Annotated in this window: 28 protein-coding genes and 2 pseudogenes; 8 read left to right on the top strand and 22 right to left on the bottom strand. The window is 34.0% G+C overall.

Annotated features, from left to right (window positions below; all coding sequences use genetic code 11):
- Positions 1–9: 9 nt before the first annotated feature.
- The 15 genes and pseudogenes from LC087_RS11340 to LC087_RS11410 form a co-directional block, all read right to left on the bottom strand.
- Positions 10–291, bottom strand: coding sequence for a flagellar protein FlaG (locus LC087_RS11340; RefSeq protein WP_226541612.1), 282 nt, complete (start codon positions 289–291; stop codon positions 10–12).
- A gap of 41 nt (positions 292–332) precedes the next feature.
- Positions 333–572 carry a carbon storage regulator CsrA gene (gene csrA / locus LC087_RS11345; protein WP_371932592.1) on the bottom strand — a complete coding sequence of 80 codons (240 nt, stop codon included), beginning with the start codon at positions 570–572 and terminating at the stop codon, positions 333–335.
- On the bottom strand, positions 569–895 hold the full coding sequence (gene fliW / locus LC087_RS11350; protein ID WP_306019572.1) for a flagellar assembly protein FliW: 327 nt from the start codon (positions 893–895) through the stop codon (positions 569–571). The genes csrA and fliW overlap by 4 nt, the downstream gene beginning before the upstream one ends.
- 122 nt (positions 896–1,017) lie before the next feature.
- Positions 1,018–1,575 (bottom strand): annotated as a pseudogene (locus LC087_RS11355) (DUF6470 family protein).
- A 3-nt stretch (positions 1,576–1,578) separates the two neighbouring features.
- Positions 1,579–2,460 carry a flagellar hook-associated protein FlgL gene (flgL, locus tag LC087_RS11360; RefSeq protein WP_226541678.1) on the bottom strand — a complete coding sequence of 294 codons (882 nt, stop codon included), beginning with the start codon at positions 2,458–2,460 and terminating at the stop codon, positions 1,579–1,581.
- Between the two features lie 10 nt (positions 2,461–2,470).
- Positions 2,471–3,982 carry a flagellar hook-associated protein FlgK gene (gene flgK, locus LC087_RS11365; protein WP_226541618.1) on the bottom strand — a complete coding sequence of 504 codons (1,512 nt, stop codon included), beginning with the start codon at positions 3,980–3,982 and terminating at the stop codon, positions 2,471–2,473.
- A 44-nt stretch (positions 3,983–4,026) separates the two neighbouring features.
- The gene (locus tag LC087_RS11370; protein WP_226541621.1) at positions 4,027–4,503 is read right to left on the bottom strand and encodes a flagellar protein FlgN; all 477 of its coding nucleotides are present in this window, start codon (positions 4,501–4,503) and stop codon (positions 4,027–4,029) included.
- A gap of 35 nt (positions 4,504–4,538) precedes the next feature.
- Positions 4,539–4,820, bottom strand: coding sequence for a flagellar biosynthesis anti-sigma factor FlgM (gene flgM / locus LC087_RS11375; protein WP_226541623.1), 282 nt, complete (start codon positions 4,818–4,820; stop codon positions 4,539–4,541).
- A gap of 27 nt (positions 4,821–4,847) precedes the next feature.
- Positions 4,848–5,261, bottom strand: coding sequence for a TIGR03826 family flagellar region protein (locus tag LC087_RS11380; RefSeq protein WP_306019573.1), 414 nt, complete (start codon positions 5,259–5,261; stop codon positions 4,848–4,850).
- Positions 5,262–5,363: 102 nt separating this feature from the next.
- On the bottom strand, positions 5,364–5,903 hold the full coding sequence (locus tag LC087_RS11385; protein ID WP_306019574.1) for a ComF family protein: 540 nt from the start codon (positions 5,901–5,903) through the stop codon (positions 5,364–5,366).
- The gene (locus tag LC087_RS11390) at positions 5,870–6,055 is read right to left on the bottom strand and encodes a hypothetical protein (RefSeq protein WP_306019575.1); all 186 of its coding nucleotides are present in this window, start codon (positions 6,053–6,055) and stop codon (positions 5,870–5,872) included. Before LC087_RS11390 ends, LC087_RS11385 begins: the two co-directional genes overlap by 34 nt.
- Before the next feature lie 78 nt (positions 6,056–6,133).
- Positions 6,134–7,153: a helicase-related protein gene (locus LC087_RS11395; RefSeq protein WP_306019576.1), complete on the bottom strand. Its 1,020-nt coding sequence runs from the start codon at positions 7,151–7,153 to the stop codon at positions 6,134–6,136.
- Positions 7,154–7,532: 379 nt separating this feature from the next.
- A pseudogene (locus LC087_RS11400) lies at positions 7,533–8,377 on the bottom strand (DegV family protein).
- Positions 8,378–8,608: 231 nt separating this feature from the next.
- Positions 8,609–9,301: a two-component system response regulator DegU gene (locus LC087_RS11405; RefSeq protein ID WP_226541631.1), complete on the bottom strand. Its 693-nt coding sequence runs from the start codon at positions 9,299–9,301 to the stop codon at positions 8,609–8,611.
- An 83-nt stretch (positions 9,302–9,384) separates the two neighbouring features.
- A complete protein-coding gene (locus LC087_RS11410; RefSeq protein ID WP_226541632.1) occupies positions 9,385–10,545 on the bottom strand; it encodes a sensor histidine kinase in 1,161 nt (386 codons plus the stop codon).
- 377 nt (positions 10,546–10,922) lie between these two features.
- Here LC087_RS11410 and LC087_RS11415 point away from each other — a divergent pair, with 377 nt between their 5' ends.
- Complete coding sequence (locus tag LC087_RS11415; protein WP_226541634.1) at positions 10,923–11,576, top strand: YigZ family protein; 654 nt, start codon at positions 10,923–10,925, stop codon at positions 11,574–11,576.
- On the top strand, positions 11,573–12,553 hold the full coding sequence (locus tag LC087_RS11420; RefSeq protein WP_226541635.1) for an LCP family protein: 981 nt from the start codon (positions 11,573–11,575) through the stop codon (positions 12,551–12,553). The genes LC087_RS11415 and LC087_RS11420 overlap by 4 nt, the downstream gene beginning before the upstream one ends.
- 84 nt (positions 12,554–12,637) lie before the next feature.
- Here the strand turns inward: LC087_RS11420 and LC087_RS11425 are convergent, their stop codons facing one another.
- The 6 genes from LC087_RS11425 to LC087_RS11450 form a co-directional block, all read right to left on the bottom strand.
- Positions 12,638–13,387, bottom strand: coding sequence for a glycosyltransferase family 2 protein (locus LC087_RS11425; RefSeq protein WP_226541637.1), 750 nt, complete (start codon positions 13,385–13,387; stop codon positions 12,638–12,640).
- A 76-nt stretch (positions 13,388–13,463) separates the two neighbouring features.
- A complete protein-coding gene (locus tag LC087_RS11430) occupies positions 13,464–14,405 on the bottom strand; it encodes a hypothetical protein (RefSeq protein WP_226541639.1) in 942 nt (313 codons plus the stop codon).
- Between the two features lie 4 nt (positions 14,406–14,409).
- Positions 14,410–15,789: an O-antigen ligase family protein gene (locus LC087_RS11435; RefSeq protein WP_226541641.1), complete on the bottom strand. Its 1,380-nt coding sequence runs from the start codon at positions 15,787–15,789 to the stop codon at positions 14,410–14,412.
- 26 nt (positions 15,790–15,815) lie between these two features.
- The gene (locus LC087_RS11440) at positions 15,816–16,166 is read right to left on the bottom strand and encodes a hypothetical protein (RefSeq protein ID WP_226541645.1); all 351 of its coding nucleotides are present in this window, start codon (positions 16,164–16,166) and stop codon (positions 15,816–15,818) included.
- 11 nt (positions 16,167–16,177) lie between these two features.
- Entirely contained in the window at positions 16,178–17,260 is a 1,083-nt protein-coding gene (locus LC087_RS11445; RefSeq protein ID WP_226541647.1) for a glycosyltransferase, read from the bottom strand.
- A gap of 34 nt (positions 17,261–17,294) precedes the next feature.
- Positions 17,295–18,626, bottom strand: coding sequence for an oligosaccharide flippase family protein (locus LC087_RS11450; RefSeq protein ID WP_306020816.1), 1,332 nt, complete (start codon positions 18,624–18,626; stop codon positions 17,295–17,297).
- A gap of 417 nt (positions 18,627–19,043) precedes the next feature.
- Between LC087_RS11450 and LC087_RS11455 the strand changes: the two genes are divergently transcribed.
- The gene (locus tag LC087_RS11455) at positions 19,044–19,838 is read left to right on the top strand and encodes a glycosyltransferase family 2 protein (RefSeq protein WP_226541652.1); all 795 of its coding nucleotides are present in this window, start codon (positions 19,044–19,046) and stop codon (positions 19,836–19,838) included.
- A 69-nt stretch (positions 19,839–19,907) separates the two neighbouring features.
- Here LC087_RS11455 and LC087_RS11460 read toward each other — a convergent pair whose 3' ends face one another.
- The gene (locus tag LC087_RS11460; RefSeq protein WP_226541653.1) at positions 19,908–21,068 is read right to left on the bottom strand and encodes a glycosyltransferase family 4 protein; all 1,161 of its coding nucleotides are present in this window, start codon (positions 21,066–21,068) and stop codon (positions 19,908–19,910) included.
- 404 nt (positions 21,069–21,472) lie between these two features.
- Between LC087_RS11460 and LC087_RS11465 the strand changes: the two genes are divergently transcribed.
- The 5 genes from LC087_RS11465 to LC087_RS11485 all read left to right on the top strand — a co-directional run bounded on the left by LC087_RS11465 (position 21,473) and on the right by LC087_RS11485 (position 25,991).
- A complete protein-coding gene (locus LC087_RS11465) occupies positions 21,473–21,700 on the top strand; it encodes a hypothetical protein (protein ID WP_306019578.1) in 228 nt (75 codons plus the stop codon).
- On the top strand, positions 21,633–22,607 hold the full coding sequence (locus LC087_RS11470) for a glycosyltransferase (protein ID WP_306019579.1): 975 nt from the start codon (positions 21,633–21,635) through the stop codon (positions 22,605–22,607). Before LC087_RS11465 ends, LC087_RS11470 begins: the two co-directional genes overlap by 68 nt.
- A 101-nt stretch (positions 22,608–22,708) precedes the next feature.
- Complete coding sequence (locus LC087_RS11475) at positions 22,709–23,767, top strand: glycosyltransferase family 4 protein (RefSeq protein ID WP_226541655.1); 1,059 nt, start codon at positions 22,709–22,711, stop codon at positions 23,765–23,767.
- A 191-nt stretch (positions 23,768–23,958) separates the two neighbouring features.
- Positions 23,959–24,912: a polyisoprenyl-teichoic acid--peptidoglycan teichoic acid transferase TagU gene (gene tagU, locus LC087_RS11480; protein WP_226541656.1), complete on the top strand. Its 954-nt coding sequence runs from the start codon at positions 23,959–23,961 to the stop codon at positions 24,910–24,912.
- 146 nt (positions 24,913–25,058) lie between these two features.
- Complete coding sequence (locus LC087_RS11485) at positions 25,059–25,991, top strand: LCP family glycopolymer transferase (RefSeq protein ID WP_226541657.1); 933 nt, start codon at positions 25,059–25,061, stop codon at positions 25,989–25,991.
- The last annotated feature ends 21 nt before the right edge of the window (positions 25,992–26,012 follow it).

The following is a 26,012-nucleotide window of genomic DNA, read 5'->3' on the forward strand; positions in this document are numbered from 1 at the left end:
TCTTCCCCCTCACACTTTTTGATCAATAAATAACCCAAAATACTCTGACATCATCGCGTACATATCCAACATCTTTTCGGGGGGTATTTCTCGAACAATCTCTTTCGTCTCTTTATCAATGACCTTCACATAATATTTACCTATTCCTTCATGCCATTCAAACTGAATGCTTCGCCAACTAGGATCATGACCGTTTTCTTCTGGTGAATTTTGAAAGACCTTCTGATGGACAGTAGAAGTTCTATTTACCTCATTGGCATATAACTTACTGCTAGTCTCTTCAATCTTCATATTGGTTCCTTCTTTCTCACTTTTCTTAATAAAATACGAAACTAATCCTTATTTAAAGACTGACTAAGCTGTTTCAACAATTGTTCGGATGCTTCTATACTTGCTTCATTATTCTCTGTTAAAATTTCTTCGTATACTTCCTTACGATGAACATCAATCGATTTAGGAGCTTTAATGCCTAACTTCACTTGATCACCTTCAATTGAAACTACTGTCACTTCAATCATCTCGTTAATAATAATGGACTGATTTCGTTTTCTTCCTAATATCAACAAAATCATTCACACCCTTTAATAAGCGAATATTTCGTGTCATATGGTTCTTCTTGTAAAATCATTTGTTTTCCTCGATTATTATGTTGATTCATAATAATCGGTGCTTTTAAGTTGGCTGTCGTACGTTCAAAAGGTTCAACAATAGTTAAAATACTATAGACGAGAGCATCTGTCGGATTAAGAATATTTAGTTGATCAATCGTTTGTTGATCCAATTCGAATTCATAGTCTTGTTTGAAAAGGAATGGATTCGTAATAATAAAAGCAACCGAAACCTCAGTTATTGATTGAAGTACATATAAAACTTGTTGCTCATCAAATGGTAGCACGATAAATTTTTTTTTGATCAGCAAAGCCAGGCAAGCCATTTTCAAAAACGAAGATGTCTTGTTCGTTAATATTGATATTGTCATGATATTTTGTTTTTATTCTCATAAAGCATTCCACCTCATTAATCGATGAAATCAATTGTTAACTGATTTTGCTGCTGCATATACACATCTACGACACCTGGTCTATATATATGAACAGGTTTATGCGTCCACACATCAATGCTTGGCATTCGTCTCTCCCACTCAATGTTCACTTCACTCTTGACATAGGAGATGTCCACAGCATCTGCAGAAGGCATCCAGCCAAGCGAAAATTGCAGAGTATCAGGACGAGTATTTTCTTTTGCCATTTCTGCAATAGGATTTTCGCTATTCTCAATTTTCATCAACCTGTTCCCTTCTTGTACTCTCCGTGCAATTCCTTCTAAGCAGTCTTTTTCACCCTTTTCGGCAGCCTCTTTTGCTTGAACAGCCACTGATTTCATATTCATATCTTGCTAAGCTTTTGTTTGATCAATTAAAAGCTTTGACGGTGTTTTATTCACTTTCATCTTTGCCTGATCCTGTTTGATTGAAACAGTCGCATCTGACTGCTTAATTTGTTGCTCAGGTTTAGACATACGAAGGTCAATGATTGCTTGTTCACTATTTATTTGCAGTTGAGGAATTCTCATCATCTATCACCTTAAAAAGTCAATTAACGTAGGTTGAATGACCTTCGCACCTATAGCTAAAGATGCTCGATGTATAGATTCTTGAACCGTCATATTGATAATGACCTCTTCTAAATCGACATCTTCATTTTCCGATAATATTCGATTTGCTATAACCTCTTGTTGTCCTAAGCGATTTTCTATTAATTCAAGCCGATTATACTTTGCTCCGAGTTCCGCTCTTTCTCCATTCATACTTTCTAAATGCTGATCAATTTTAAATAAAAACTCATCTCCATCAGAAAAATTTCCTGACTGTAATCCAGCCAGAATCTCATCCAGTGTTTCAAATAACGTTGGATTCTCTCCACCAAATGCTTTGATAGGGTTTGCACTTACCCCCATTTGAACACCGCTTGACACTTCTACTTTTATTTCATTTTCATTCATATTCACTAATTGGCTATAAATGTCAATAGGTGGTTCAGTAATATTCGTTCCATTAAAAATATAATTTCCAGCCACTTTTGTATTGGCAACACCGATTAAATCTTCTTTTAACTGGGCAACTTCAGCTGCAATGGACTGAAGATCATCTTTACTATTGGACCCATTACTTCCTTGAACAACAAGCTCACGAACACGCTGCAAAATTTCCGATCCTTGCTCAATTCCACTTTCAGAGTTCTCGATCCATTGATAGGCTGTTGATAAGTTTCGTTGGAATTGTTCAATTTCAGTTAAGTTGGTACGATAAAACATCCCTTTCATCGCTACTACTGGGTCATCTGAAGGTCGGGTGATCTTTTTCCCCGTTGATAGCTGTTCTTGAAAGCTCGACATTTTATCATAGCTTTTACTAATATGATTGAAAGAATTGCTCGCTAACATCGATTGAGTAATTCTCATCTTCATTCACCTACCTTCCACCAACACCTAGATTATTAATAATGGTACTTAGTAATTCATCTTGAGCAGAAATCATTTTGGCCGCTGCATTATAAGCATGCTGAAATTGAATCATATTCGTCATCTCTTCATCAAGTGAAACAGAGGTTACCGATTGTCTACGTTCTGTCACAGCATTCGTTAAAGTCTCACTATTTCCTTTCATTCGTTCTGCCTCTTGGGTGTTAACAGCCATTTCGCCAATCATACTCTCATAAAAATTTTGAAGACTTCGCGTTTGACCCCCGATAGAATAGGAACTATTTTTCACTTCTGCCAGCTTGATTGCATTAGCTCCATCACCTGCAAATTGAGATTCAGCAGCTGCAATATTATTATTATCATACATATCCTCACTCACCTTCATTAAAGAAGCTGCACCTTGGATTTTGGTTAATTCATTAAAAAAATTGAAGTCATCTTGTGATCCTTGTTCAATTTCAGCAAGACTCCATCCCTGCTCATGCGTTGCATTGAATTCATTAACAAAAGTAAACGCCATTTCATCAAGCTTTTTAGTCATCTCTGGATATAAACCCTTTTGCTCGGCACCTTCCATGTATCCATAGCTTTCAACTAGAGCCATTAGCTTTCCCACTGAAGAATATTCGTCTGCTTGTATATCGGTGGTACCAATAGACAATGAAGATACAAGGTTTGTATTCTCATCAAAATCAACAGAAACCATATTCACGCGATCACCTTCGATCAAGGAATGAATCGCCTTACCATTTTGATCGACTATGTCAACTGACACAATCCCTTCAGCTTGATCAAGGGCATTTCCTCCCACAGGTGTTTTTGTCACCTTAATATCTACTAACGAAGATAATTGATCTAACAAAAGATCTCTTTCATCATATAAGCTATTTGGCAATAACCCGTTCGGTTCAACAGAGGTAATCTGTTCATTAATATTCGAGATCTGCCGTGTCAACGAATTGACTTCTTCTGTTGTAATTTGTAAATCATTTTTCAAATCTGTCTGAATGCTGCTCAAAGATTGAGAGATATAGTTAAATGTTTCAGCTACAGCAATACCTCGTTCCCTCACTACAGATCTAGCACCCGAATTTGTAGGATTTGTCGCTAAATCTTCTAACGAGCTCCAAAACTCATCCAATGTACTTGATAAACCAGTACTAGACGGTTCGTTTAAGACTTCCTCCATCATTTGTAAAGTATCTGATTTTGAAGACCAGTAGCCTAATTGATTGTTTTCAGAGCGAAATTGCATGGTTAAAAAATCATCTTTTACCCTTTCAATCGTTTGAACCGTAACCCCTGTTCCTATTTGTCCTGCTGAAGCAGATTGATTAGTAGAAGGATATGTATATGGATTTGTTTGTTTTAATGAGACTCGTTGCCTTACATACCCTTCCGTATTTGCGTTGGCAATATTATTAGAGATCGTTTGCAAAGAACTTTGTTGTGCATATAGCCCCCGCCTCGCTGTCTCTAAACCAAAAAAAGATGAAGTCATCTGATTATCCTCTCTTTCAGAAGTTGTACAAAAAAAACGTCGCCCTATATTTTTGAATCAAAAAGAACCGTCCGCTCCGATGAATTGAACTTATTGTTTTTCCCATAATTAAAGCTTTCTTCCTTTGGAAGTATAAAGTTCAAAGTTGAAGAGGCAAATTGGAGTCCCTGTTTCAATAGTTGTTTATTAAGGTCATTAATGAATATTAATTGTTCCATAACAGATTCTAGTTGTTCTCTCATGTTTTCAAAAGAACACTTTTCCTCCCCAGACAACCGTTCAATACAAGCAGATATCGTTAAGTGGTCATCCTCACCTAAAAATTGTGAGGTATGTTCGATTCTCTGTTTTTCTGTCTGAGTAATTAGCTTCATCATCCGTTGCTCTTCTATTAGGAGAGTTCTTAATTCATCCATATTACCGTTTCTTAAATGAGTCGTTTTTTGTTTTCCAAGCTCAATTAACTGCAGATGCTGATCAAGGAGTGATTGGAGTGAAGTTAGTAGTTTTGTAGAGTTCATGTTTCACCATCCTTTTAATGGACCTGAATCGACACTCAATTATCATCCTTTTTTTCCTTTGAATAATGATTAATTAAGCTATGCGCAATTGCCTTTGAATCCAGCTGATATTGTCCCTTTTCTATTTGTTTTTTCAAATTCTCCATTTTGACTTCTCTGTCAGTAGTCATGTTTTCCTTTAATTGTAGCTTCTTCGCTTCATTGGATATTTCAACCTGATCCTGTTCTTGGTTGGAGGGTTTCTTTGATTGCACTTGATGATTTTTTTGTTGTAAACCTTGAAGCTGAACTTGATATAGGCTGGCATTAATTTTCATGAAATGACTCCTCTCTAGCGCTAACGGCTAATGATCCTTATGCAAATCAACTGAGTAATACGTTTTATTATTAGAGTGGATTGGTTCTTCCTTTTCTATAACCGACTGTTCTAATCCTTTTTTGATTTCATTTGCACAATCCAAACAAATTTTCCCTTTTCTTATAGGTTCACCGCACTTTTCACACGAGTAACAGATATTCGGAAAATGAGAGAGTTGAAGACGACGTTGGCGAATAAATTTAAGAATTAGTTCTTCCTCTATTCCTGTTTGTTCAATCACGTCTTGCATGGTTGCCATTCGATTTTTTTTGGTTTTTAAAAACGTATGAACTTGTTGGAATTTCTCATCCTCATTCTTTTTACAATGTAGACATATAGGTTGAAATTGAGTTTGAATAAATAAACGATTACAATTTGGACAATTTGATAATTCCTCCAAGTGATCATCTCCAATCAGAAGTTGTTCAATTGTTCCCTATACCTGTTGTGAAACATAACATGTGAAGTATCAATTTCTATATCGGAGATAATGATTAGAAGTTTAACTACGAATTAATGTAAGAGAATCGACAGACGATGCCCCATTCATTTTTAGGATTTTTGACGCATGTCTTAAGGTTGATCCTGTTGTGTATAAATCATCAACTAGTAGGATATCATACCCATTAATTGATGGATAACTAGGTAATATATATAGGTCCTTTAGATCAATTCTTTCTTTTTTCGTTTTTTTTGATTGTTTTAAAGAATTTCTTTTGCCTAAAGGTTCAAAAATAGGTTTTTTTAATAGTTTGGCTAGTAATAATGCTTGGTTAAAACCTCGTTCTCTTAAACGCTCAGGACTTATTGGAATAGGAACCACTTGATATTTTTTATGACTATAGTATTTTTTAAAACCTTCTAAAAATGGTTGTTCAAAACAGTTTACGAGTTCCGCATCTCCACGATATTTAAATGTAGCTAATACATCCTTCATAAACATATTGTACGTGAAAACAGAACGATTTTGTCTTAACGTATTTTTCCACAGGTCGTTGTTATTCCATTCTAAACAATCACGACAAATACGAGTGTCCTCCATTCTTCTTCCACAGACCTCACAAATCGGCTCATTAATAATTCAAATTGTTTTAAGCAATGATCACATAGTACAGATGGTTTATCTAACAATAAAACCGTTCGCCAAGTGATGGTGAGTTTCCATTCTTCTATACAGATTAAACAGCGCTTCATAAAGGCCCCCTATTTTAAGATTGTGCGTTTAACAACCCTTGTTTCATTGCCAATTGATTCATTCTAATTACATGACGTCTAGCTTGTACCATAGCTGCTGACTTCCCAAAGTGAAAAAAAGAGAATGGTTCCCGTTGGACATTCTTTACTTCTTCCCACTCTTCCGCTCATTTGAACAAGAGCACGATCAGTGAAAATAGAGGATTCTGCTCCTAACACACCGACATTAGCTCCTTTTATAGTGACGCCTCGTTCTAATATAGTCGTTGTTACAATTACAGGAACCTCTCCTTTTCTAAACGCACTCACTTTCTCTATCCGATTCGGATCTTCAGCATGAACACCAACAATTCTTTCATCTATCTTTTGTAAAACTTTAACTACTTCTTCAAGAATAGACACGTCTGGCACAAATAAAAAAGCTTGATTATTTTCAGATACCTGCTCCTTTATCCATGTCACCACTTTTCTGTTTAACTGGTTTGCGACTTTTAATTTTTTCTTCCAACTACCAATCCAAACAAATTGAGGAATCGGCAAAGGATGGCCATGATGCCTTACTGGGATAATAACATTCTGATCGTGACAAAATTGTTTTTGAAAGGGTTTAGAAGGGGTGGCTGTTAAGTAGATGAAGGAGGACTGAGGTTTACATGCTTTTTTAACAGCAAAAGCTAAACTTCGATCAACAGAATAAGGAAATGCATCCACTTCATCAATGATCATGACATCAAAGGCATGTTTGTAATGAAGAAGCTGATGGGTAGTAGCAAGAACAAGAGGGCTAATTTTACCACGGTCATCACTTTCGCCAAAAATACTTAATACATCAACTCTAGGAAAGGACTCCTTAATTCGTGGAAAGAGCTCTATAATCACATCTTTCCTTGGTGAGGCAATGCACACATACTTTCCAGAGCGAAGGGCATGTTCAATTCCTGAAAATAGCATTTCTGTTTTCCCAGCACCACATACAGCCCAAACTAAAATAGATTGCTTCTTTTCAATGGTTTCTACTATTTTTCTTGAAGCATACTCTTGAGACTTCGATAATATTCCTTTCCAAGTTAAACATACATCTTGTGAAAATCGCGGCATTTCTCCTTTCCACGTTACTAATCGAGTGCAGCTAGAAACTCTTCCTAACGACACACACTTCCGGCAGTAAGCGCACGATTTGTTACATAAAGCACATTCAAAGCTAGCAAAGAGTCCCTGATTTTCATTTCCACAACGACGGCAAAACCAGCTCCCTTTTGAATATATGATCGCTTTTTCCGTTTGAATCCCCGTTTCTTCTACAGACATATGAGGAGGTAGGGTAATGTGCCTTCCATAATAAGACAATGACATTCATTCCTTTCTCTAGAAAAATACAACTACTTCTCCCTCCTATCATCGGCACTTTCAATATAGTTTTTAGAAATTAAAAAAGAGAACCTTAACAGTTCTCCTCAAAATAAAAAATATAATTATATTAGTTCAAACACCAACCGATACCAATTGCACCTTCACCTAAGTGCGTTCCAATAACAGGTCCAAAATAACTTAATATAAATTCAGCATGTGGATACTTTTCTTTTAATTCATCTATCATTTGCTTGGCCTCTTCTTCTCGATTAGAATGAATGACGGTAACCCTTATAGGCTCACCCTTACTAGCATCCTCATCCAGCAACTGATAAATCCTTGCTAACGCCTTTTTTCGAGTACGAATTTTTTCAAAGGGAACGATTTTTTTATCAACAAAGTGCAACAATGGTTTGACCTGAAGCAAGCTCCCTACAAAAGCTTGAGCTCCATTTAACCTTCCTCCACGTTGAAGATGTGACAAATCATCAACCATAAAATAAGCTCTAGACGACTGCTTCATTGCTTCTAATTTAGACAAAATCTCTTCAGGTTCTTTACCATTTGAAGCCATTTCTGCAGCTTCTAATGCATAAAACCCTTGAACCATACAGCTTATTTCTGTATCAAAAGTATAAACCTCAATATCATCAACCATATCCCCTGCAGTGGTACTCCACTATATGTTCCACTTATACCGCTTGAAAGGTGAATTGAAATGATTGTATCATATTCTTTCGATAATCTTTCAAACAGTTCTACAAAATGACCAATGGAAGGCTGAGACGTAGAAGGAAGTTCTCCATCAACACTTTTGATCTCCTTCCAAAATTGATCTGCTGATATTTCTATCTCCTCTTGAAAAGATTGATCTCCTATGATGACATTCAAAGGAACCATATAAATAGAATACTTCTCTCGCAGCTCTTTCGGAATATAGGCTGTACTATCCGTTACAATTGCTGTTTTCATGAACAGTACCATCCTTACTTTTAAGTATAAACTCATTATATTACTTCTTATTGTAAAAGAAACTGTAAAAAAATGCACCCTTTATATGAAATGATCATTTTTTAGTCCCTTATTTACGATACTAGCTTTTCAAAAGAAGGTGTATTCTTTGTAAAGTGAATAGCTTTTAAAGATGAAAAAACCTGATCCCAAATGACGAAACCAGGTTCAAGCCCCCCTTTATATTTTCAATTATCGAACCTCTACCCAACCATTTTTAATAGCAACAACAACTGCTTGGGTTCGATCATTCACACTCATTTTTTGTAAAATATTACTCACATGGTTTTTGACTGTTTTTTCACTGATAAAGAGTCCTTCTCCTATTCCTCGGTTACTCTTCCCATCAGCAAGCATTTGTAGTACCTCACATTCTCGTCTTGTTAATATATGTAAAGGACGTCTAATCTCTATAGCAGCAACTTGTCCCTTTGGAGCCGTTCCGCTTATCGCAAGTCTTCTATATTCATTGACTAGATTATGTGTGACCTTCGGATGTAAATAAGAACCACCTTCTGCGACTACTTTAACTGCCTCAATTAAGGTATCTGCATCCATTTCCTTCAACAAATAACCTCTGGCACCAGTCTTCAACGCATGTGTGACATAGTTTTCATCATCGTGTATGGACAGAATGATAACTTTTGTTTGTGGATTTGCTTCTACAAGTTGTTTTGTCGCTTCAACCCCATTGACATTTGGCATGTTAATATCCATTATCACAACATCAGGATTATTTGTTTCCACAATAGCCAAAGCTTCCTCTCCATCGTCACCCTCTGCCACCACTTCAAATGTCGGTTCAAAATCTAGTATTCTCTTTACACCTTCTCTAAACAATTGATGATCATCAATTACCACGATTTTGGTTTTTTTATTACTCATACTAATGCCTCCCCCATTACCATTTTAAACTAATTACCAGTACTTTGGTCAAGATGTCTATAGTCATTATTTTTAATAACTTTCTAAATATTGAGTGGTACTTGTATTATAATAAATGTTCCTATGTTTGGTCGAGAATCAATTGTCATTTTCCCCTCTAATAATTCTACACGTTCCTTCATTCCTAGCAAACCAAAGGATTTTTTATTTCGATTGTTTACTTTAGACTGGTCAAATCCTTTACCATTATCTTTAACTACTAGGTTCACTAGGTCATCTTTCACTTCTACTCGAACATGTATTTTTGTCGCCGCCGCATGTTTTAAAGAATTCGTAACGGCTTCTTGAACTAGACGAAATAGGGCTACTTCGAACTGTGCAGGTAAACGATGATCATCATCTTCTTCTCCACGATAGGAAAATTCAATGGACGTTTTTCCATTATAGTCTTCTATCGTTGATAAATACTTTCTCAAAGTAGGGATTAATCCTAAATCATCTAGAGCCATTGGCCTTAAATCATAGATGATCCTCCGTACTTCATATAACGCATCTCTTACCATTACGCGTAAGCTTCTCACTTCTTCTAAGGCATGTTCAGGTCCTTGTTGACGCGAGATTCGATCAATTAATTCGGAACGCATCAATACATTTGCAAGCATTTGAGCAGGTCCATCGTGGATTTCTCGAGAAAGTCGTTTCCTCTCTTCCTCTTGAGCCTCAATGATTCTTAGTCCAAATTCTTGTTTTTGTTTTGCGTCTTCAATAATTTCTCCCACTTGCCTCAAGTCTTGATTTAAATAGTTAATAACGACGGATATTTGCCCGACTAAAGAATCTGCTCGCTCAATAATTCCTTTCAAGTTAACTAATCTTCTTTCAAGTTCGTCCCTACGATCACGAAGCTGTTTCTCCTGTTGATGAAGCATAGCAACATCCACTTGCAGCTTATGCGCTTTTTCGTATGCTTCATGAACTTCAGGCTCTGAATATTTTTGGAAGTTTTTACTTACTTCGGATAACCTTTGTCTCGCAAGCCTAGAATGAGCACCTAATTGGTCACCTTGTTCAATAATATCATTTACTTGAATTTTTATATTGCTTAGTTCTTGAAGTAAATCATCATACTGTCTTCGAGAATTTTCACCAATCTCAAATATTTCATCCTTACTAGTATGAACGGTCTTAACCATTTTCTCCAAAATTTTATCCAATAACTTAGCATCAAGTTTTTGTATACTCAACATCCACCCTCCAAAAGCGGTTTTTGTTCTAATAAATGTAATAAAGCTAATAACAAATCAAGAACGCATATTAAAACTTCAACAACTTCTTTGATATAATTGAACATTTCACCTTATCAAATTATAATAAAAGAATATTGTCATTTAGAAAAGCTCAGGGCGCACGTTTAACGACACACAACAATTGGAACGTCAACTAAGAACAGTCACGACGCGCGAACTAACGTTGACGCTAGCACTTCCTATGCGTCGAAAAACTTACGAGTCGTTGAGCGCTGGAGCTAGACAACAATAAAGGCGCAACCTAAATAAGGAAAGATTTTTTTACTTTCTTACTTTTTAAATGCCCCTCTCAAAATTATGGAGGTTTAATTAATATGCTTTCTCACTATTATACAGTAATTGAATACGGAGAACATGAAATCATTGTTCAGAAATCAAGATTTATTTGTCATATTGGTAGAGTCACTAGCGAGGAAGAAGCTCAATCTTTTATTGAAAAAATAAAAAAGAAACACCGTCAAGCCAATCATAACTGCTTTGCATACCTTATAGGAGAGCAAAACCATATCCAAAAGACTAGTGATGACGGAGAACCTACTGGTACAGCTGGTGTCCCTATGCTTGAAGTCTTAAAAAAGAAACATTTACACGATACAGTAGTAGTTGTAACAAGATATTTTGGCGGAATAAAACTAGGAGCGGGCGGACTCATTCGTGCTTATGGAAGCGCTGTATCAGCCGCTCTAGATACACTAGGAGTCGTCAAACGTTCATTAATGAGAACAATTCGAATGACGATAGACTATCCTTTATTAGGAGTGGTGGAAAACGCCTTACATAGTCAGAATATCATCATAAATAACATCGATTATCAAGAATCAGTGTGTATAGAAATATTCATTCCCGAAATCGACAAAGAATCCTTCAAAACGTGGATAATTGATAAAACAAATGGAAAAAGTGTCATTAACGAAGGTATGTTAAACTATACAGAGGAAATTTGCAAAACTGAAGGAGAACACAAATGACCAACCAGAAAGTTAGAAGAGTTGTAAAAAGAAGAAAAAAGAAGAAAAGACCTATTTTAAAACTTATTATTACCGTTGCTTCCCTACTTCTTATTAGTGGTTGTATTTATTCCGTTTATGTTGTATCAAGTACATGGCAAGCTGCAAATAAAACATATGATGATCTTGATCGGGAACGCTCTAAGCTTAGAACTGAAGCAGTTACAGTTTTAGATGATCCAGTATCCATACTAATAATGGGTGTGGAAGATTATTCAACTGGTGGTACTAGTGGAAGATCGGATTCTTTAATGTTAGCCACCTTTAATCCTGACGATACTAGTATGAATATATTAAGTATCCCTAGGGATACTCGTGTGGAGTTAGCTGAAGAGGGTACGATGGAGAAAATTAACCACGCCTATGCTTATGGGGGAAAAGAAAACACAATTGAAACAGTTGAAAACTTCTTAGACATTCCTGTTGATTATTATGTAACCATTAATTTTGAAGCCTTCAAAGAAATTGTTGATGGAGTAGGCGGCATTACTGTGGATGTACCTTTTGACTTTACAGAAATTAGTGATGATGGAATGGAAATATTGAAGTTTTCTGAAGGTGCAATGAAACTAGATGGTCGAGAAGCATTAGCCTACGCAAGAATGAGAAAGCAAGATCCTCTGCAAGACATAGGACGTATTGAGCGTCAAAAGCAAGTAGTGATGGCAGTAGTGGATAAATTAACTTCAGTCAATACATTACTTAGAATTGATAAAATTGCTGGAGCGGTTGGAGACAACGTCGAAACTAACTTAAAAGTAAGTGATGCCATAGGATTTTATCAAAAATACTCTAACTTTAATTCATCTAATATCGAAACTTTAACTTTAGAGGGTCAGCCTAATAATACAGACTATCACCTTGACTATTACATAGCAAATGAAGAGGCACTTGAAGAACTTAAAAAAGAACTTAAATCACATCTAGGACAATACTGAGTATGAACTAAATACACAAAGGAAGGCAATTGAGTCCATTCCTTTGTGTATTATTTATGTGATAGGACCTCCTACTCATTACGCCTATCTTTTCTTAAAACCATAATATGCATAATGAACAAAACAATATAATGCCTTCCAAAAAGGAAGCCCTTCAATCTTTCGATACACTTTCCAATTTTGCTTAGCTGTTTTGATTTTATTGCTTGAGATTGAGCCTGGGACTTTTCTATAGTATGCAAGTGACTCATTTAATCCATAAGCATTTATCCCCGTTTTCAAGATGCTTAACCACAATACAAGATCCTGCCTTGTCCTTAAATTTACCATTTCAATCTTCTTAATTTTACGTTTATCCAACACTACCGTTAAGCAGCCTATAAGGGTATTCTTCAGTAAATACTCATAATCTACTTCCCGTGGGGCTTGAACTGTTTTCCCAGTTTGTTCTCCATTCTCATCAATTATACTGTATGAGGTAAAAGTAAAAGCATAATCATGTTCAATCATATATGCTATCTGTTTCTCCAATTTTTTTTGATGCCACATATCATCACTATCTAAAAAAGCAACATAATCACCTGCTGCTCTTTTAATTCCAGTATTTCTTGCAATAGCGGCTCCACTATTAGTTTGAAGCTCGATCAGTTTAATGCGTTCGTCCTTATCGACATAAGGCTTAATCCGTTCTCTACTTCTATCAGTAGAAACATCATCTATTAAAAGAAGTTCCCATTTAGCATAAGACTGGTCCAACACTGATTGGATGGTACCTTCAATGAACCGTTCAGCGTTATAGACCGGTGTAATAATTGAAACTAAAGGTTGACTCATATCTTCAAAACGCTCCTTAAATAAAAATCTTATTTAACAAAAAACTTGATTTCACAAAAAGAACTCAGCAACAACACTATTCCTCTATTTTTTTTATAATTAAATAAATGACAACCTCATCTTCTAACTGATAAGACAACTCAAGTCCTTCTTCTAATTGCATCTTTCTATTTTTAAAGGTATAAACGTTCAATAGTTCTTCTTCTTTAATTTCTACTGGAATAATGAACTCTTGTAAAACCCCTTCATTCATCCCAAGGTACGTATTTAAATGATTATAGTACATATAGTATTCACTATCGGAAGGATAAACACCAATATCATCTAGAAGAAATCCTTCATCTAATTTTTTTTCAACATAATATTCCCTTGCTCCCACAGGGACAGGAATATCTTCCACTAACCCTATTTTGGCATAGTTCAGAAAGGAATCTTTTACAACTCCCCTGTTATTCTTTTTATAATTTATCTGTAAATTAACACCTTTACTCATAAATTTTAATTTTTCGTCTTCAATATCCGTCTCTTTTTCTAATACGTAAGGTGCATACGGCTGATTCTTTTGAATTATTACAATACTATCTATTATTTCTTCCTTAATATCTAATATTACTTTGTAGTCTTTTTTAGTAAAGAATACTTTGGAATGAGCTTGACTTAATTCATACTCATACAAGATCGTCCACTCTTCATGACTAATAACTTCATTGATATCTGCTCCAACCTTGATAACATCACCAATATTAAAATTTTGATTATAAACTTGATAATAAGTAATTGAATCTTCATCTAACTCAATTGTGATATCCTTGTTAGGTATTTCAAACTCAACTTCATTATTAGGAATGTTAATATTAAGATCTCTTTCAAGACTAGCTTTATTGAAGGTGAATTCCATATCTAACGTTTCTATTTCGTCACCAACTTGTTGGTATTTTTCTGCTTCTTCTTTATAGATTAATTCACATCCTGTTAAAAGAAGGGTTAGAGTCATTAATAATATTAATCGTTTTCTCATAAAATTACTTACCTCCTTCTTTCCCAATAGAAGTGGCCGTTTTGTTACTTTCAAATCTACTTAATAAAAAGATAATAAGTAACAATACCCAAAATCTTGGCGTAGAGTAGTCTGATCTATATAAAGAAGTAATCATTAAATGAACAAACTCTGTCAAAGCAATAAAAGTATAGATGTTTTTGGTAAACCTCTTCCACAAATAAATGAATAAAAAAGTCAATCCAACAATTAATAAACCAACACCAACAACACCTGTTTCAAATAAAAAATCTACAAATATATTATTTGATGAGACGCTCAAGTTGTTTAAACTATAAGGAAGAATTTTTGTATTAGATAGAAAATCATAAGAGCCAGGTCCGTATCCAAATAATCCAGAAAGGAATGAATGATCAAATAACCAAAAAGCAGGCATAACATACATATACATTCTGCTCGATTTATTTATATCTAGAAGCCCTCCGAATCTTCCGATAATTGGAGAAAAGAAACCTAATAATAAATCTTGAAAAATGAAAATGAAAACGAATAAAACGACTAGCATGATCCCACTTACAATGGCAACTTTTTTATAGTTTATATTAATAACATCTATCTTTTTTAATAATTGAATTAGAAGAAAAAGTGTAATAAGCAGTAAATTAGCGTATGCACTAACTGAAAAAGAAAATAATAATACAACTGTTGTAGGTATTGCAATAAAGACAACATACTTCCATTTTTTACAAAATACAAGAAAACCTAATATTAAAAAGTCGATAAGAAGCGGACCTAAATAACTAGGTTCATCTAAAAAAGAGGTAATTCTAAAGTCGAACATACTCGTTCCTTGAATACTATGTACGTAAGATCTAGTGTCTAAACCAATAAACGGAATAAAATCTGTGGTGAAATAAAGAATCTGCCAAACCCCAATTAACATAAGTAAAAACAGGGAAATAGGGTAGAACTTGATCCACTTCATAAGCTTATCTTGACTATAGTCCTTTAGTACATTAAAACCAAAAAAGAGTAAGCTAACAAATGTAATATAATATAACATACGAGTAATAAGTGATGACTTTATATAAGCAGTATACTCTACACTATGAATTTGAAAGGCTGTATAAATACTTGATAGTGCAGATAATGTTATGGCGATTACAAAAAGTAATATAAATTGGTTAACAACTTTATTTTGTTGATAATCAAACTGCTTATTTTGATTACTCATAAAGGATAATACAAAGAAACCAGCAGCTAAAAATGCTAGTAGAGCCGTACTAGGAATTGGGGTAATGTTAATAAACCATTTTGCTCCGGTAAACTGAATTGTACATAACAAAAAACAAAACAGAATAATGGCACCGTATCTATAGTAAGCTGTTATTCCATAAGACTTCACGATTAAATCTCCTTTTTTGTTCATAGTCAATCAATATAATGAATACTGGATAAATAAAGTGTACCATCTTCCACTGTCCATTGAGTCATATACATAAAGCTTGCTTCTTGATCATAGATGTATATTCTATCTTCAACAACAATATTTGACCAAGTACTATTTTCATTTAGCATTTCTTTCAAAAAAACAAACTGTTCCTCTGAAATTTCATTCTTACTAGCTAATAACTTCTCGAAATTATTCCAATCCATTGATTGAATATTATTTTTCATATACTGGTTTGCTTCCACTAAATTACGAAATTTTAATGGTTCTTCTCCACATCCTGAAAGCAAAAACATAAAACATATACTAATAAGAAACATTATCCTTTGCATCATCTCACACCTTAATTCATGATACTTTTCATTACATCTAAATAATTTGAAAGGACCTTATCTTGCTCATAAGGAGTTAGATCAACATCCTGTCTTTTTTGAGCCATTCCATTATTCAGTATCTCTTTAATCCCTATTGACAATTCTTCTACATCATTAACAGGGACCAACATTCCATACTCACCATTTTTCAGGATCTCCCTAGGCCCACTTTTGCAATCTGTAGAAATGACAGGTACGTTAAAGTATAAGGCTTCAATTAAAACATTCCCCAATCCTTCACTGTTAGAAGTCAGTGCAAATAGGTCCGCTTGTTTTAAATAAGTGTATGGGTTGTCTAGAAAACCTAAAAAAAATACTTTTTCTTGAATTTTAAATTTATTCACTAATTCCTCTAATTTTTCTCTCTCGGGTCCATCACCAATAATATAAAGCTTCGTTAATTCATCTATTTTAGCACGGTGAAAAGCTTCAATTAATAATTTTATATTCTTTTCTTGAGATAGTCTCGCGATTGTGACAATCCATCTCTCATCCTTCTCTTTCAGCATAGAAGGGATCTCGTCTGCTTTCTTTAAAAAAGAAGGAGTAATCACAGGATTATAAATCACCTTAACTTTTTCTTTAGAATCAGGTGACAATTCAATAATTTCAGCTAATACTCCTTGAGATACACATATAATAACATCTGAGAAAGGATATACGCTTTTAATCAGTTTTTTCATAACAAATTCTTTCAATCCACTTCCAATATGACCATGAACGGTAGCCATAATCTTTGCTGTGGACTCTTTCAAGAGGTATTTTTTAGTAATTAAGGTTGTCAAGTTTAAAAAATGTTTAGCACTAATAATAAGATCAGGGTTTTCCTCCGTAACAAAACGTTTAATAGGAAAAGCCATTTTATATGCTCGTTTTACATTACAATTTACAACTCTAATATGTGATAGCAATTCATCCTTTAATTCACCAGAGTGGCTCATTGCCAGTATCGTAATATGATGTGTACGGCTTAGTTCATTAGCTAAGTTAATAAGAACTTTCTCTACTCCCCCACCTTCAAACGATTGCAAAATGATAGCGATCTTTTTCAACAAACCCACTCCTATTACTGTTGTATATGTCAGCTTAAAATAGTTTTTTTCGTATAATTTGAATTTGTGAATATATATACTTTCTTAATGGACTATCTACCATTAGGACAAAAGAAACAAATAATATTTCAACCAATACCATTTCCACTAAAGGATGCATACTGATATTGATATAAAAACTTCCCAAAATAATCATAATAAATGTTACAAAATTGATAAATGCTCCGTCAAACAATACCTTTATACTACCTCTATAGAAAATAATAAAGAGAGTCATCATAGTAGCTTCTGTGGATATGGCTGCTATCGCTCCGCCTATACTCCCATATTCTCTCCCAAGAATAATATAAAGAATAACGGCAACTCCTAAAGCCACTAACTGAGACATTGTTCTTTTTATTTGTTGCCCACTTGTTGTTAATCCATCAGCCAATGGATAATTAATGGATTGCAATAAGAGTAAAAATGATAATATTTTTAAAACAGTGGCAGTTTTATCCCAACTCGGGTCTAAAAATCCTATTAAATAGTCACTATATAAAAATAAAGGCAAAACAATGGAGATTCCAAGAAAGCTCATTACTTTTAATTGGATTGTATTTGTACGACGATGTTCATTCCAACTTTTCTCGTTGCCTAATCGAAATAATATTGGGAAAAAAGCCATCGCCACAATCCCAGGAACTTGATAAAGTAAGGAAGGAATCTTAAAAGCTAAAGAAAAAGTCCCTACTTCACCTTTTGTTGTTACTTTTTCCATAATAATTGGAGCAACTTGTGCTAATAACAACACCGTTAACCCACTGATCATAAACGAAGGCAAATGATGAATAATTCCTCGATCCCAACCAGAAAATAGCTTTATTCTTTTCCTCACTAAACTATAAGCAACAATTCCCGCAAGTATGTTTGCCACTCCATATATAGGGGCGATCCATTCTAACGGTAGTTGAAAAATAATTCCTGCAAACAAAGAAACGGCAGTCGTCAGGCCTGTTATTGCTTTAATTAAAGCCGTGTACTTCATTTCCTCTATTAAAAGAAAATAGGCAGTACCCAATCCTTGTAAGGCTGCCCCTACTATAGTAGGAATAACAGAAACAAACAACACGTAGCGCATAAGTGGATCTGAATAGAAAAAGTTGATAATGAAAATGGAAACAATAATCGTAAGTATGGCTAATATTATTCTTACTGTAAAAAAGCTACTCACAATCACGTTATGATTGCTTCCTTTTTTCGTTCCTTCTCTTACTAAAGTTTGAGTCAGACCCAGTTCAGTAAAATAACCAGCAATAGCTGCAAATGAAAGAGCAACTGCTAAAACACCATAATTTTCTTTCCCTAAATATGTAGCAACTAAAATAGCCTGCCACTCCTGATAATACTCTTACTAGAACATTACTCGTAAATAAATAAAGAATATTTTTAAAAATTCTCATACTATTAGCCAATTACTACACCTCATCGTTCAACAAGTAATGGCTTAAAATTAGGGACCAATATGTCTCCCTGCCATTTTTGAACGTATATATATGATTTATTTTTTACAATCTGCTTAGACATGTATATAATGGTCATTCATCAATCGTAATTAGGTATGATAGCGACTACTAGCTTACGCATCCAACACAAGGTAAAATAAAAACAAACAACCTTATTATATCACAGGCAATTGATGAACTAGTTTAGTCCTATTTATATTTAAGGACATTTAAAACAAGAAAACATTTTTTGGATGATCTTCTGATCAACCTCTACTTAAACAGGAGGAATTTCACCTATGATTAGTGTTATTATCCCTACATTAGGAAATCGAAAAGCAGAACTAATTCGCCTATTAATCAGTTTAGAAAAACAGACCGATAAGAATTTTGAAGTCATTGTTGTTTCTCAAGACAACCACCTATTAGTTAGTGAGTTACTAGCAAATACCTCTTTTGTGTACAAACACATAAAGTTAGAAAAAAAGGGCCTTTCTATCGCTAGAAACCAAGGTTTGAAAGCCATTTCTGGCTCTATTGTTACCTTTTCAGATGATGACTGTTGGTACCCATCAGATGCATTTATTAAAGTAAATACTTATTTTAATCAAAATGATGGGGATGTATTATGCTTTAAAATTTATGATCCCGTTCAGAATACTTATTATAAAGAGTATTCCAATAAAGAAAACCCTACTATTTCCCAAAGAGATGTGTTACGAAAATCTTCTATAGAAGTCTTTATAAAAACATACTCTATTTTTTCAAACAGGATTCAGTTTAACGAGAACTTTGGACTCGGCGCGAAATATCCTTCTGGTGAAGAAAACATTTTTTTAACTAAACTCCTTAAATCAGGAGTAAAAATAAGTTATTTTCCTGAAATAATTGTATATCATCTTAAACCATCTCAAGAGTCTCGTACCACTGAAAAACAAGTCATAAGTAAAGGACCTTTATTTAAAGAACTATATAACACGCCTATTGCTATTTTTTTATTAACATTTTTTTTCATTCGTAAGCATCATTCTATTCAGGAACCTATCAAGACCTTTAAAAAAGCAATAGTCGAAATGTTTTCTTATAAACAATAAAATGCTTTTTATGAATATTTAATAATTCTGGTGAATATTTGTCTTTTGTAGATTCGCCAGAATTATTAGCTACTTAACCAATACATTTCTAATAGCTCCATCAATTTGTTTTGCATTCTGTTCCCAAGTGTACGAATTGATAATAAACTCTCTAGCATTTACTCCTAATCGTTCTAATTGCTTTTTATCCATAAAAATTCTTTTTATTGCTACTATTAATTGTTCATTTGTATTTTCTGGCAATAATATCCCATTATGGTTATTAACAATTAATTCTTCACACTGCCCTAAAGCGGGTGCAATTACTGGTTTTCCCATCGCCATATACTCAAATATTTTAATAGGCGAAAAATAAAAATGATCAATATTGTAATACGGTGCGATGCAAACATTTACTGACTTTAATGCTTTAGGAATATGATCATAAGGTAAATTACCAGTAATATGAACGTAGTTGGAGAGTTTCTTGTCCATAACCAGTTGACTCAGTCTTCGATGTTCCTCGCCATCTCCTATAATTAGCAACCTTATTAAAGGATTGTCTTCAATTAAGACTGGTAATATATCAATTAGTCTTTCAACACCATGCCAAGATTTTAAGCTACCTAAAAAACCGATTATTTCTTTACCCTCCCATTCGTCAAAAGGGTATCCTTCTAATTGCTCTGTTCTTTCAGAGTTGAATTTCTCTGCATCTACACCATTTGGTATAACAATCACATTATCAGTACGATATTCATTTTCTTCAAAATATTTCAAGAGTTCTTTGGACACGACAGTAACAATATCTGCTTTTCTAAAGATATATTTTTCAATTAATCGAGCTGTTCTCTTAAAATAAAATTGTTTTGTAATATCCTTTTCCACAATGCTAGAAGCATTAACCTCAGCTACATATGGAATCCTATAGATAAGTCTAATAATAATAGCGGATATGTCATATATCGAATAGCGATTAATAACAACATCTGGATTAATTTTTTTAACATAATTCCTTAATCTGAGGAACCTAGGAATAACACCGAATAACTTGCTGATTTCAGTAAAAAAAGGTTGGATAAATATAGCGTTCTTTTTGTGATACATATTATTATTTTTATAATTTTTTCTATTGGAGAGGTCAACTGGTATTACCTCATGTCCAATCTTCTCCATTGCATTCATAAATTCATTTGCATGAATTCTAGAACCCTCATTCGAAGAAAACCAAGATATGTATAAAATTTTCATTCATGAACCTCTTTCAAATTATTTTTAGAACCCCCCATCCCGTTCATTTGAGACAAAACTCAGGAGGGACGATAGAATAAACACCAATATAAAATATTACGAAAAAAATGGATAAAATATATCAATCAGACCTCAAGTGACCTAAACCATTTGAGTTTTTGTATAAAAAGCAATATAATTGCAAAGCAATAATTTCATTAAATGCACAAATAAATCAATATCATTCTAACAGCAATATAAGTAACTCACAACTTAAACTAATAATTGATAGGGAGAGTTTTATTTAACTATAAATAATAAAGTAATCTTATACAAAATCAACTAGTTAGTGAAATGATTTTCTATTTACAGACAACTAGTGTTAAAATAGATGCTAGTTTAACCAATAAAAAGGGATATTATTTATGACCAAAAACATACTAATTTTTAGAGATTCTATTTTACCCATTTCAGAAACGTTCATTTATAATCAATTTATTTCTTATCAAAAGTATTCCCCTTATATTGCTGGTTTTAAAAAGCCCAAAAATAGCATTGTCATTCCGAGTGAAAAGGTATTTATTGATGATCTTAAAAAAGAAACCAATACAATATCAACCTTCTTTAAAAAAATCAACATCTATCCATCCTAAAATGACGAAGTGGATAAAAGAGAAGCACCCTTTATTGATCCATGCCCACTTTGGTCCGGATGGTGTTTTAGCATGGCCAATGGCCAAAAAATTAAATATTCCTTTGTTTGTCACCTTCCATGGTTATGATGCTACCGCAAAAGACGATTCTTTATTAGAAGGTGCTTTTAATTCACGAAACTATGTAAAAAACAGACGAAAATTATACAATGAAAATGTTTATTATATAGCGATCTCGAAATTTATAAAAGGAAAATTAATTCAAAATGGCTTTCCATCAGAAAGAATCTTTGTCAACTATATTGGAACGGACACAAAGGAATTGACACCTGCAAGCTCTTTAAATAAAAAAAACAAAATATTATTTGTAGGTAGATTGGTCGAGAATAAAGGTTGCTCATACTTAATTAATGCCGTTAAAAACCTTAAACAAATCGAAGACCTTGAAGTCGAAGTAATTGGAGACGGACCGTTAAAAAAAGATCTTTTCGCTTTATCAAAAACCATTAGTTTTAATATTCAATTTTCAGGTCCACAACCTCATAAAGTTGTCCTTGAACGTATGAAGGAAGCAAAGATATTATGTGTTCCTAGTGTTGAGGTTGAATCTGGGGCATCCGAGGGTTTGGGAATGGTTTTTGTTGAAGCTGCTGCTCTAGGTATTCCTGTTGTTAGCTTTCAAACAGGTGGAATACCAGAAATTGTTCAACATGGTCAAACAGGTTATTTAGCAAAACCAAAGGATGTTAATCAACTTAGTACATATCTAGACTTACTTCTTAAGGATGATTCTAAATGGAAAGAAATGAGCCTTGAGGCTAGAGTGTTTGTGGAGAAATTCTTCGACCTAAGTAAACAAACGCAAAAATTGGAAAATATATACGATGTAGTCTTAAAAAACGTTTAATACATTCCAGTATCAGCTAGGTTTTAGTGGAATATAAAAGGGAACAATAATTTACTGAAAACTTTCATTGATTTCATCATTTTTTGTTCGAGAGGTGTCTAATGTATTCATTAGCTGACTATATTACTGCTTTTATTATTTCATTAACAGTATCCATTATCGTTACTCCCTTCGTTATGAAGTTCGCTCGAAGGTTTGGCTTTATTGATCATCCTAATTATCGAAAAGTTCATAGTAGAGTAATGCCCAGGTTAGGTGGCGCTTCTATTGTCATTGGTACATTATCTGGCTTGCTCTATTTACATGAACTAATCATTCACCTGTGGCCTATGATAATTGGTGCAAGTATTATTTTACTTGTTGGAACACTCGATGATAAATACACACTGAATGCAAAAACCAAATTTATTGGTCAATTATCAGCATCTTGCATCGTGTCTCTTTCTGGTATAACCATTGATTTTATAACACTTCCTTTTTCTTCAGAGAGAATATATTTAGGAATATTTAGTTATATTTTAACGATTGTTTGGATTGTCGGGATTACGAATTCCATTAATTTAATTGATGGACTCGATGGTTTAGCATCAGGCGTCTCAATTATTGCAATGACGTCTATTTTATGTCTAGCAACTCTAAATAGTCAATTCCTTATCATATCTCTTACGACCATATTAATTGGAAGTACACTTGGCTTTTTAATTTATAATTTTTACCCAGCTAAAATTTTCATGGGAGACACTGGCTCACTATTTTTAGGCTATTGCATCTCCATCATATCACTGTTAGGTTTGTATAAAAGTGTGACGATTTTTAGTCTTGTTATCCCTATTATTGTTTTGGCTATTCCTATTTTTGATACTTTTTTCGCCATCCTTAGAAGATTATTAAATAAACAAAAAATATTAGATCCCGATAAATCACACTTACATCATCGCCTATTACAACTTGGATTTAGTCATAAACAAACCGTTCTAATTATTTATGCCATCGGAACTTTTTTTGGAATAAGTGCCATCATTTTTTCCAGATCTACTTTATGGGGCTCTTTCATTTTTGTTGTATTTCTTACTTTCACGATTCAAATAACTGCTGAATTAATCGGATTAATTGGCAAGCATCAACCGTTGTTAACGATGTTCAAAAAATTAAAGGATTAATAACAAGCATCTTCGAAAACATACAGTGTATAGTAATGAATCCTACTTCAACCTCCACTATTTTAGAATTGCTAATTATTCCTAAAGTTAAAAAATGTATTGCTTTTTTCTATCAAAAGCTGAATAATAAAAGATATGCATATTACTTTTGAACCATTTTTTACAAAAATATTCATACAAGGTGATTAATGATGGGAAGAGCAGAGAAAACGATAAAGAAAAAACGCAAATGGTTATGGATCACTTTATCTGTAGTTGGTGTTTTATTGTTAAGTACAGCAGGATATGCGTATTCCGTATGGTCAACAGCAGCGAAAACAGCTGATAGTATCCATGAAGAATTAAATCGTGAAAAATCAGATAAACGTGACGAAGAAGTTGATTTTGAAAACTTAGATCCTATCTCCATTCTTTTAATGGGGGTCGATGAGCGAGAAGGAGATAATGGAAGAACGGATTCCCTCATCCTTATAACCGCTAATCCGAAAAAAGAATCAATTGAAATGGTGAGTATCCAGCGTGATACCAAAACAGAAATTATTGGAAAAGGTATAGAAGATAAAATTAATCATGCTTACGCCTTTGGTGGAGCAGAAATGACCATTAATACGGTTGAAAACTTTCTGGATATACCGGTAGATTATTTCGTTAAAGTAAATATGGAAAGTTTTAAAGATATTGTTGATAGTGTAGGTGGCGTGACCGTTGAAAATAGTTTTGCTTTCGATTATGAAGGCGAATCATTTCCAAAAGGAACGATCGAGCTTAATGGAGAAGAGGCACTAAAATATTCAAGAATGAGATACGATGATCCTAATGGAGACTATGGGAGACAAGAAAGACAACGTCAAATTATTGAAGCCGTTATTCAAAAAGGGGCTAGCATCTCATCGCTAACAAAATTTGGTGATATGTTCGCAGTGGTTGAAGACAATGTAAAAACCAATCTTTCTTTTGATGATATGTGGAAAATTCAATCAAACTATCGTTCCACTATAGGAGACATTGAAACACATGAACTCCGTGGAACGGGTGATAAGATTAATGGGATTTGGTATAACATCGTATCTGAAGAAGACCGTCTTGAACTATCAAACATGTTAAAAGAACATCTTGAAATCAGCACATCAACGGCAAGTCAATAAGACTTTCATTTAAATTAATCCTCGATTGTTTAAACAATTGGGGATTTTTTTATACCACCACATTTCCAAAGAACCTATTTTTGTTGTTTTTTTGTTAATATAATCTGTTGTTTTGATTTATAATGATTAATAGAAGGAATGATGTTATGAAAAAAAGAAAGCTAAAATGGCTTTGGATTACTTTATCCGTTTTCGGCGTATTAATTTTAGGAACAGGCGCTTACGGATATTACATGTGGGATAAAACTCAAAAAACAGTAGCTACTATTCATGAGGATATTGACTCTAATTTAACAGAAAAAGCCATTAAGGAAGATAAAGTACCTATTTCAGTTTTATTAATGGGCGTTGATGAACGAAGCGGAGATCGAGGGCGAAGCGACTCACTTATTCTACTTACCGTCAACCCAAACAAGGAATCTACTAAAATGGTCAGCATTCAGCGTGATACCCGGACAGAGATTATTGGAAATGGAACAATAGAAAAAATTAACCACGCCTATGCTCGTGGTGGTGCGCAAATGACCATTGATACAGTTGAAAATTTTCTTGATGTTCCAATCAATTATTTTGTGAAAGTGAATATGGAGAGCTTCCAAGAAATTGTTGATGCTGTTGGTGGTATTAATGTATATAATGACTTACAGTTTTCCTATGGAGGCTACGATTTCCCTGTTGGGGATATTACCCTTGAAACAGGTGAAGAAGCATTAGCCTTTACGAGGATGAGAAAAGGAGATACTCGTGGCGATTACGGACGCATGCTTCGTCAGCGTGAAGTCATTGAAGGAGTTATAGAAAAAGGCGCAAACATAGCCTCGATAACGAAATTCGATAATATTTTAGAAGTAGTTGAAAACAACATTAAGACTAACTTAACGTTTGATGAGATGTGGTCCATTCAATCAAATTACACAGCAGCCATAAAGAACATTGACAAACAAGCTCTTGAAGGAACAGGGAAATACATTGATGGAGTTTCGTATCAAATTGTCACTGATGAAGACCGCAATACTCTTTCACAAAAACTAAAAGAGCACTTAGAAATATCTTCTGATACAGCAAAAAATAATGAATAGCAGGTAAAAGTGGTGCTTCTT

The organism is Bacillus carboniphilus, from assembly GCF_020524035.2.
In the GTDB taxonomy this organism is placed as follows: Bacteria; Bacillota; Bacilli; order Bacillales; family JAIVKR01; genus Bacillus_CC.

Coding starts and splice junctions, on each gene's coding strand:
- LC087_RS11425 (WP_226541637.1), bottom strand. CDS start 13,387: ATGAGTCAACCTTTAGTTTCAATTATTACACCGGTCTATAACGCTGAA.
- LC087_RS11385 (WP_306019574.1), bottom strand. CDS start 5,903: ATGGAGGACACTCGTATTTGTCGTGATTGTTTAGAATGGAATAACAAC.
- flgM (WP_226541623.1), bottom strand. CDS start 4,820: ATGAAAATTAATGCCAGCCTATATCAAGTTCAGCTTCAAGGTTTACAA.
- LC087_RS11460 (WP_226541653.1), bottom strand. CDS start 21,068: ATGAAAATTTTATACATATCTTGGTTTTCTTCGAATGAGGGTTCTAGA.
- LC087_RS11390 (WP_306019575.1), bottom strand. CDS start 6,055: ATGAAGCGCTGTTTAATCTGTATAGAAGAATGGAAACTCACCATCACT.
- flgL (WP_226541678.1), bottom strand. CDS start 2,460: ATGAGAATTACTCAATCGATGTTAGCGAGCAATTCTTTCAATCATATT.
- LC087_RS11405 (WP_226541631.1), bottom strand. CDS start 9,301: ATGAGTAATAAAAAAACCAAAATCGTGGTAATTGATGATCATCAATTG.
- LC087_RS11370 (WP_226541621.1), bottom strand. CDS start 4,503: ATGAACTCTACAAAACTACTAACTTCACTCCAATCACTCCTTGATCAG.
- LC087_RS11475 (WP_226541655.1), top strand. CDS start 22,709: ATGTATTCATTAGCTGACTATATTACTGCTTTTATTATTTCATTAACA.
- LC087_RS11395 (WP_306019576.1), bottom strand. CDS start 7,153: ATGCCGCGATTTTCACAAGATGTATGTTTAACTTGGAAAGGAATATTA.
- LC087_RS11420 (WP_226541635.1), top strand. CDS start 11,573: ATGACCAACCAGAAAGTTAGAAGAGTTGTAAAAAGAAGAAAAAAGAAG.
- LC087_RS11470 (WP_306019579.1), top strand. CDS start 21,633: ATGATCTTAAAAAAGAAACCAATACAATATCAACCTTCTTTAAAAAAA.
- LC087_RS11430 (WP_226541639.1), bottom strand. CDS start 14,405: ATGAGAAAACGATTAATATTATTAATGACTCTAACCCTTCTTTTAACA.
- LC087_RS11485 (WP_226541657.1), top strand. CDS start 25,059: ATGAAAAAAAGAAAGCTAAAATGGCTTTGGATTACTTTATCCGTTTTC.
- LC087_RS11440 (WP_226541645.1), bottom strand. CDS start 16,166: ATGCAAAGGATAATGTTTCTTATTAGTATATGTTTTATGTTTTTGCTT.
- LC087_RS11415 (WP_226541634.1), top strand. CDS start 10,923: ATGCTTTCTCACTATTATACAGTAATTGAATACGGAGAACATGAAATC.
- LC087_RS11340 (WP_226541612.1), bottom strand. CDS start 291: ATGAAGATTGAAGAGACTAGCAGTAAGTTATATGCCAATGAGGTAAAT.
- tagU (WP_226541656.1), top strand. CDS start 23,959: ATGGGAAGAGCAGAGAAAACGATAAAGAAAAAACGCAAATGGTTATGG.
- LC087_RS11465 (WP_306019578.1), top strand. CDS start 21,473: ATGACCAAAAACATACTAATTTTTAGAGATTCTATTTTACCCATTTCA.
- flgK (WP_226541618.1), bottom strand. CDS start 3,982: ATGACTTCATCTTTTTTTGGTTTAGAGACAGCGAGGCGGGGGCTATAT.
- csrA (WP_371932592.1), bottom strand. CDS start 572: ATGATTTTGTTGATATTAGGAAGAAAACGAAATCAGTCCATTATTATT.
- LC087_RS11455 (WP_226541652.1), top strand. CDS start 19,044: ATGATTAGTGTTATTATCCCTACATTAGGAAATCGAAAAGCAGAACTA.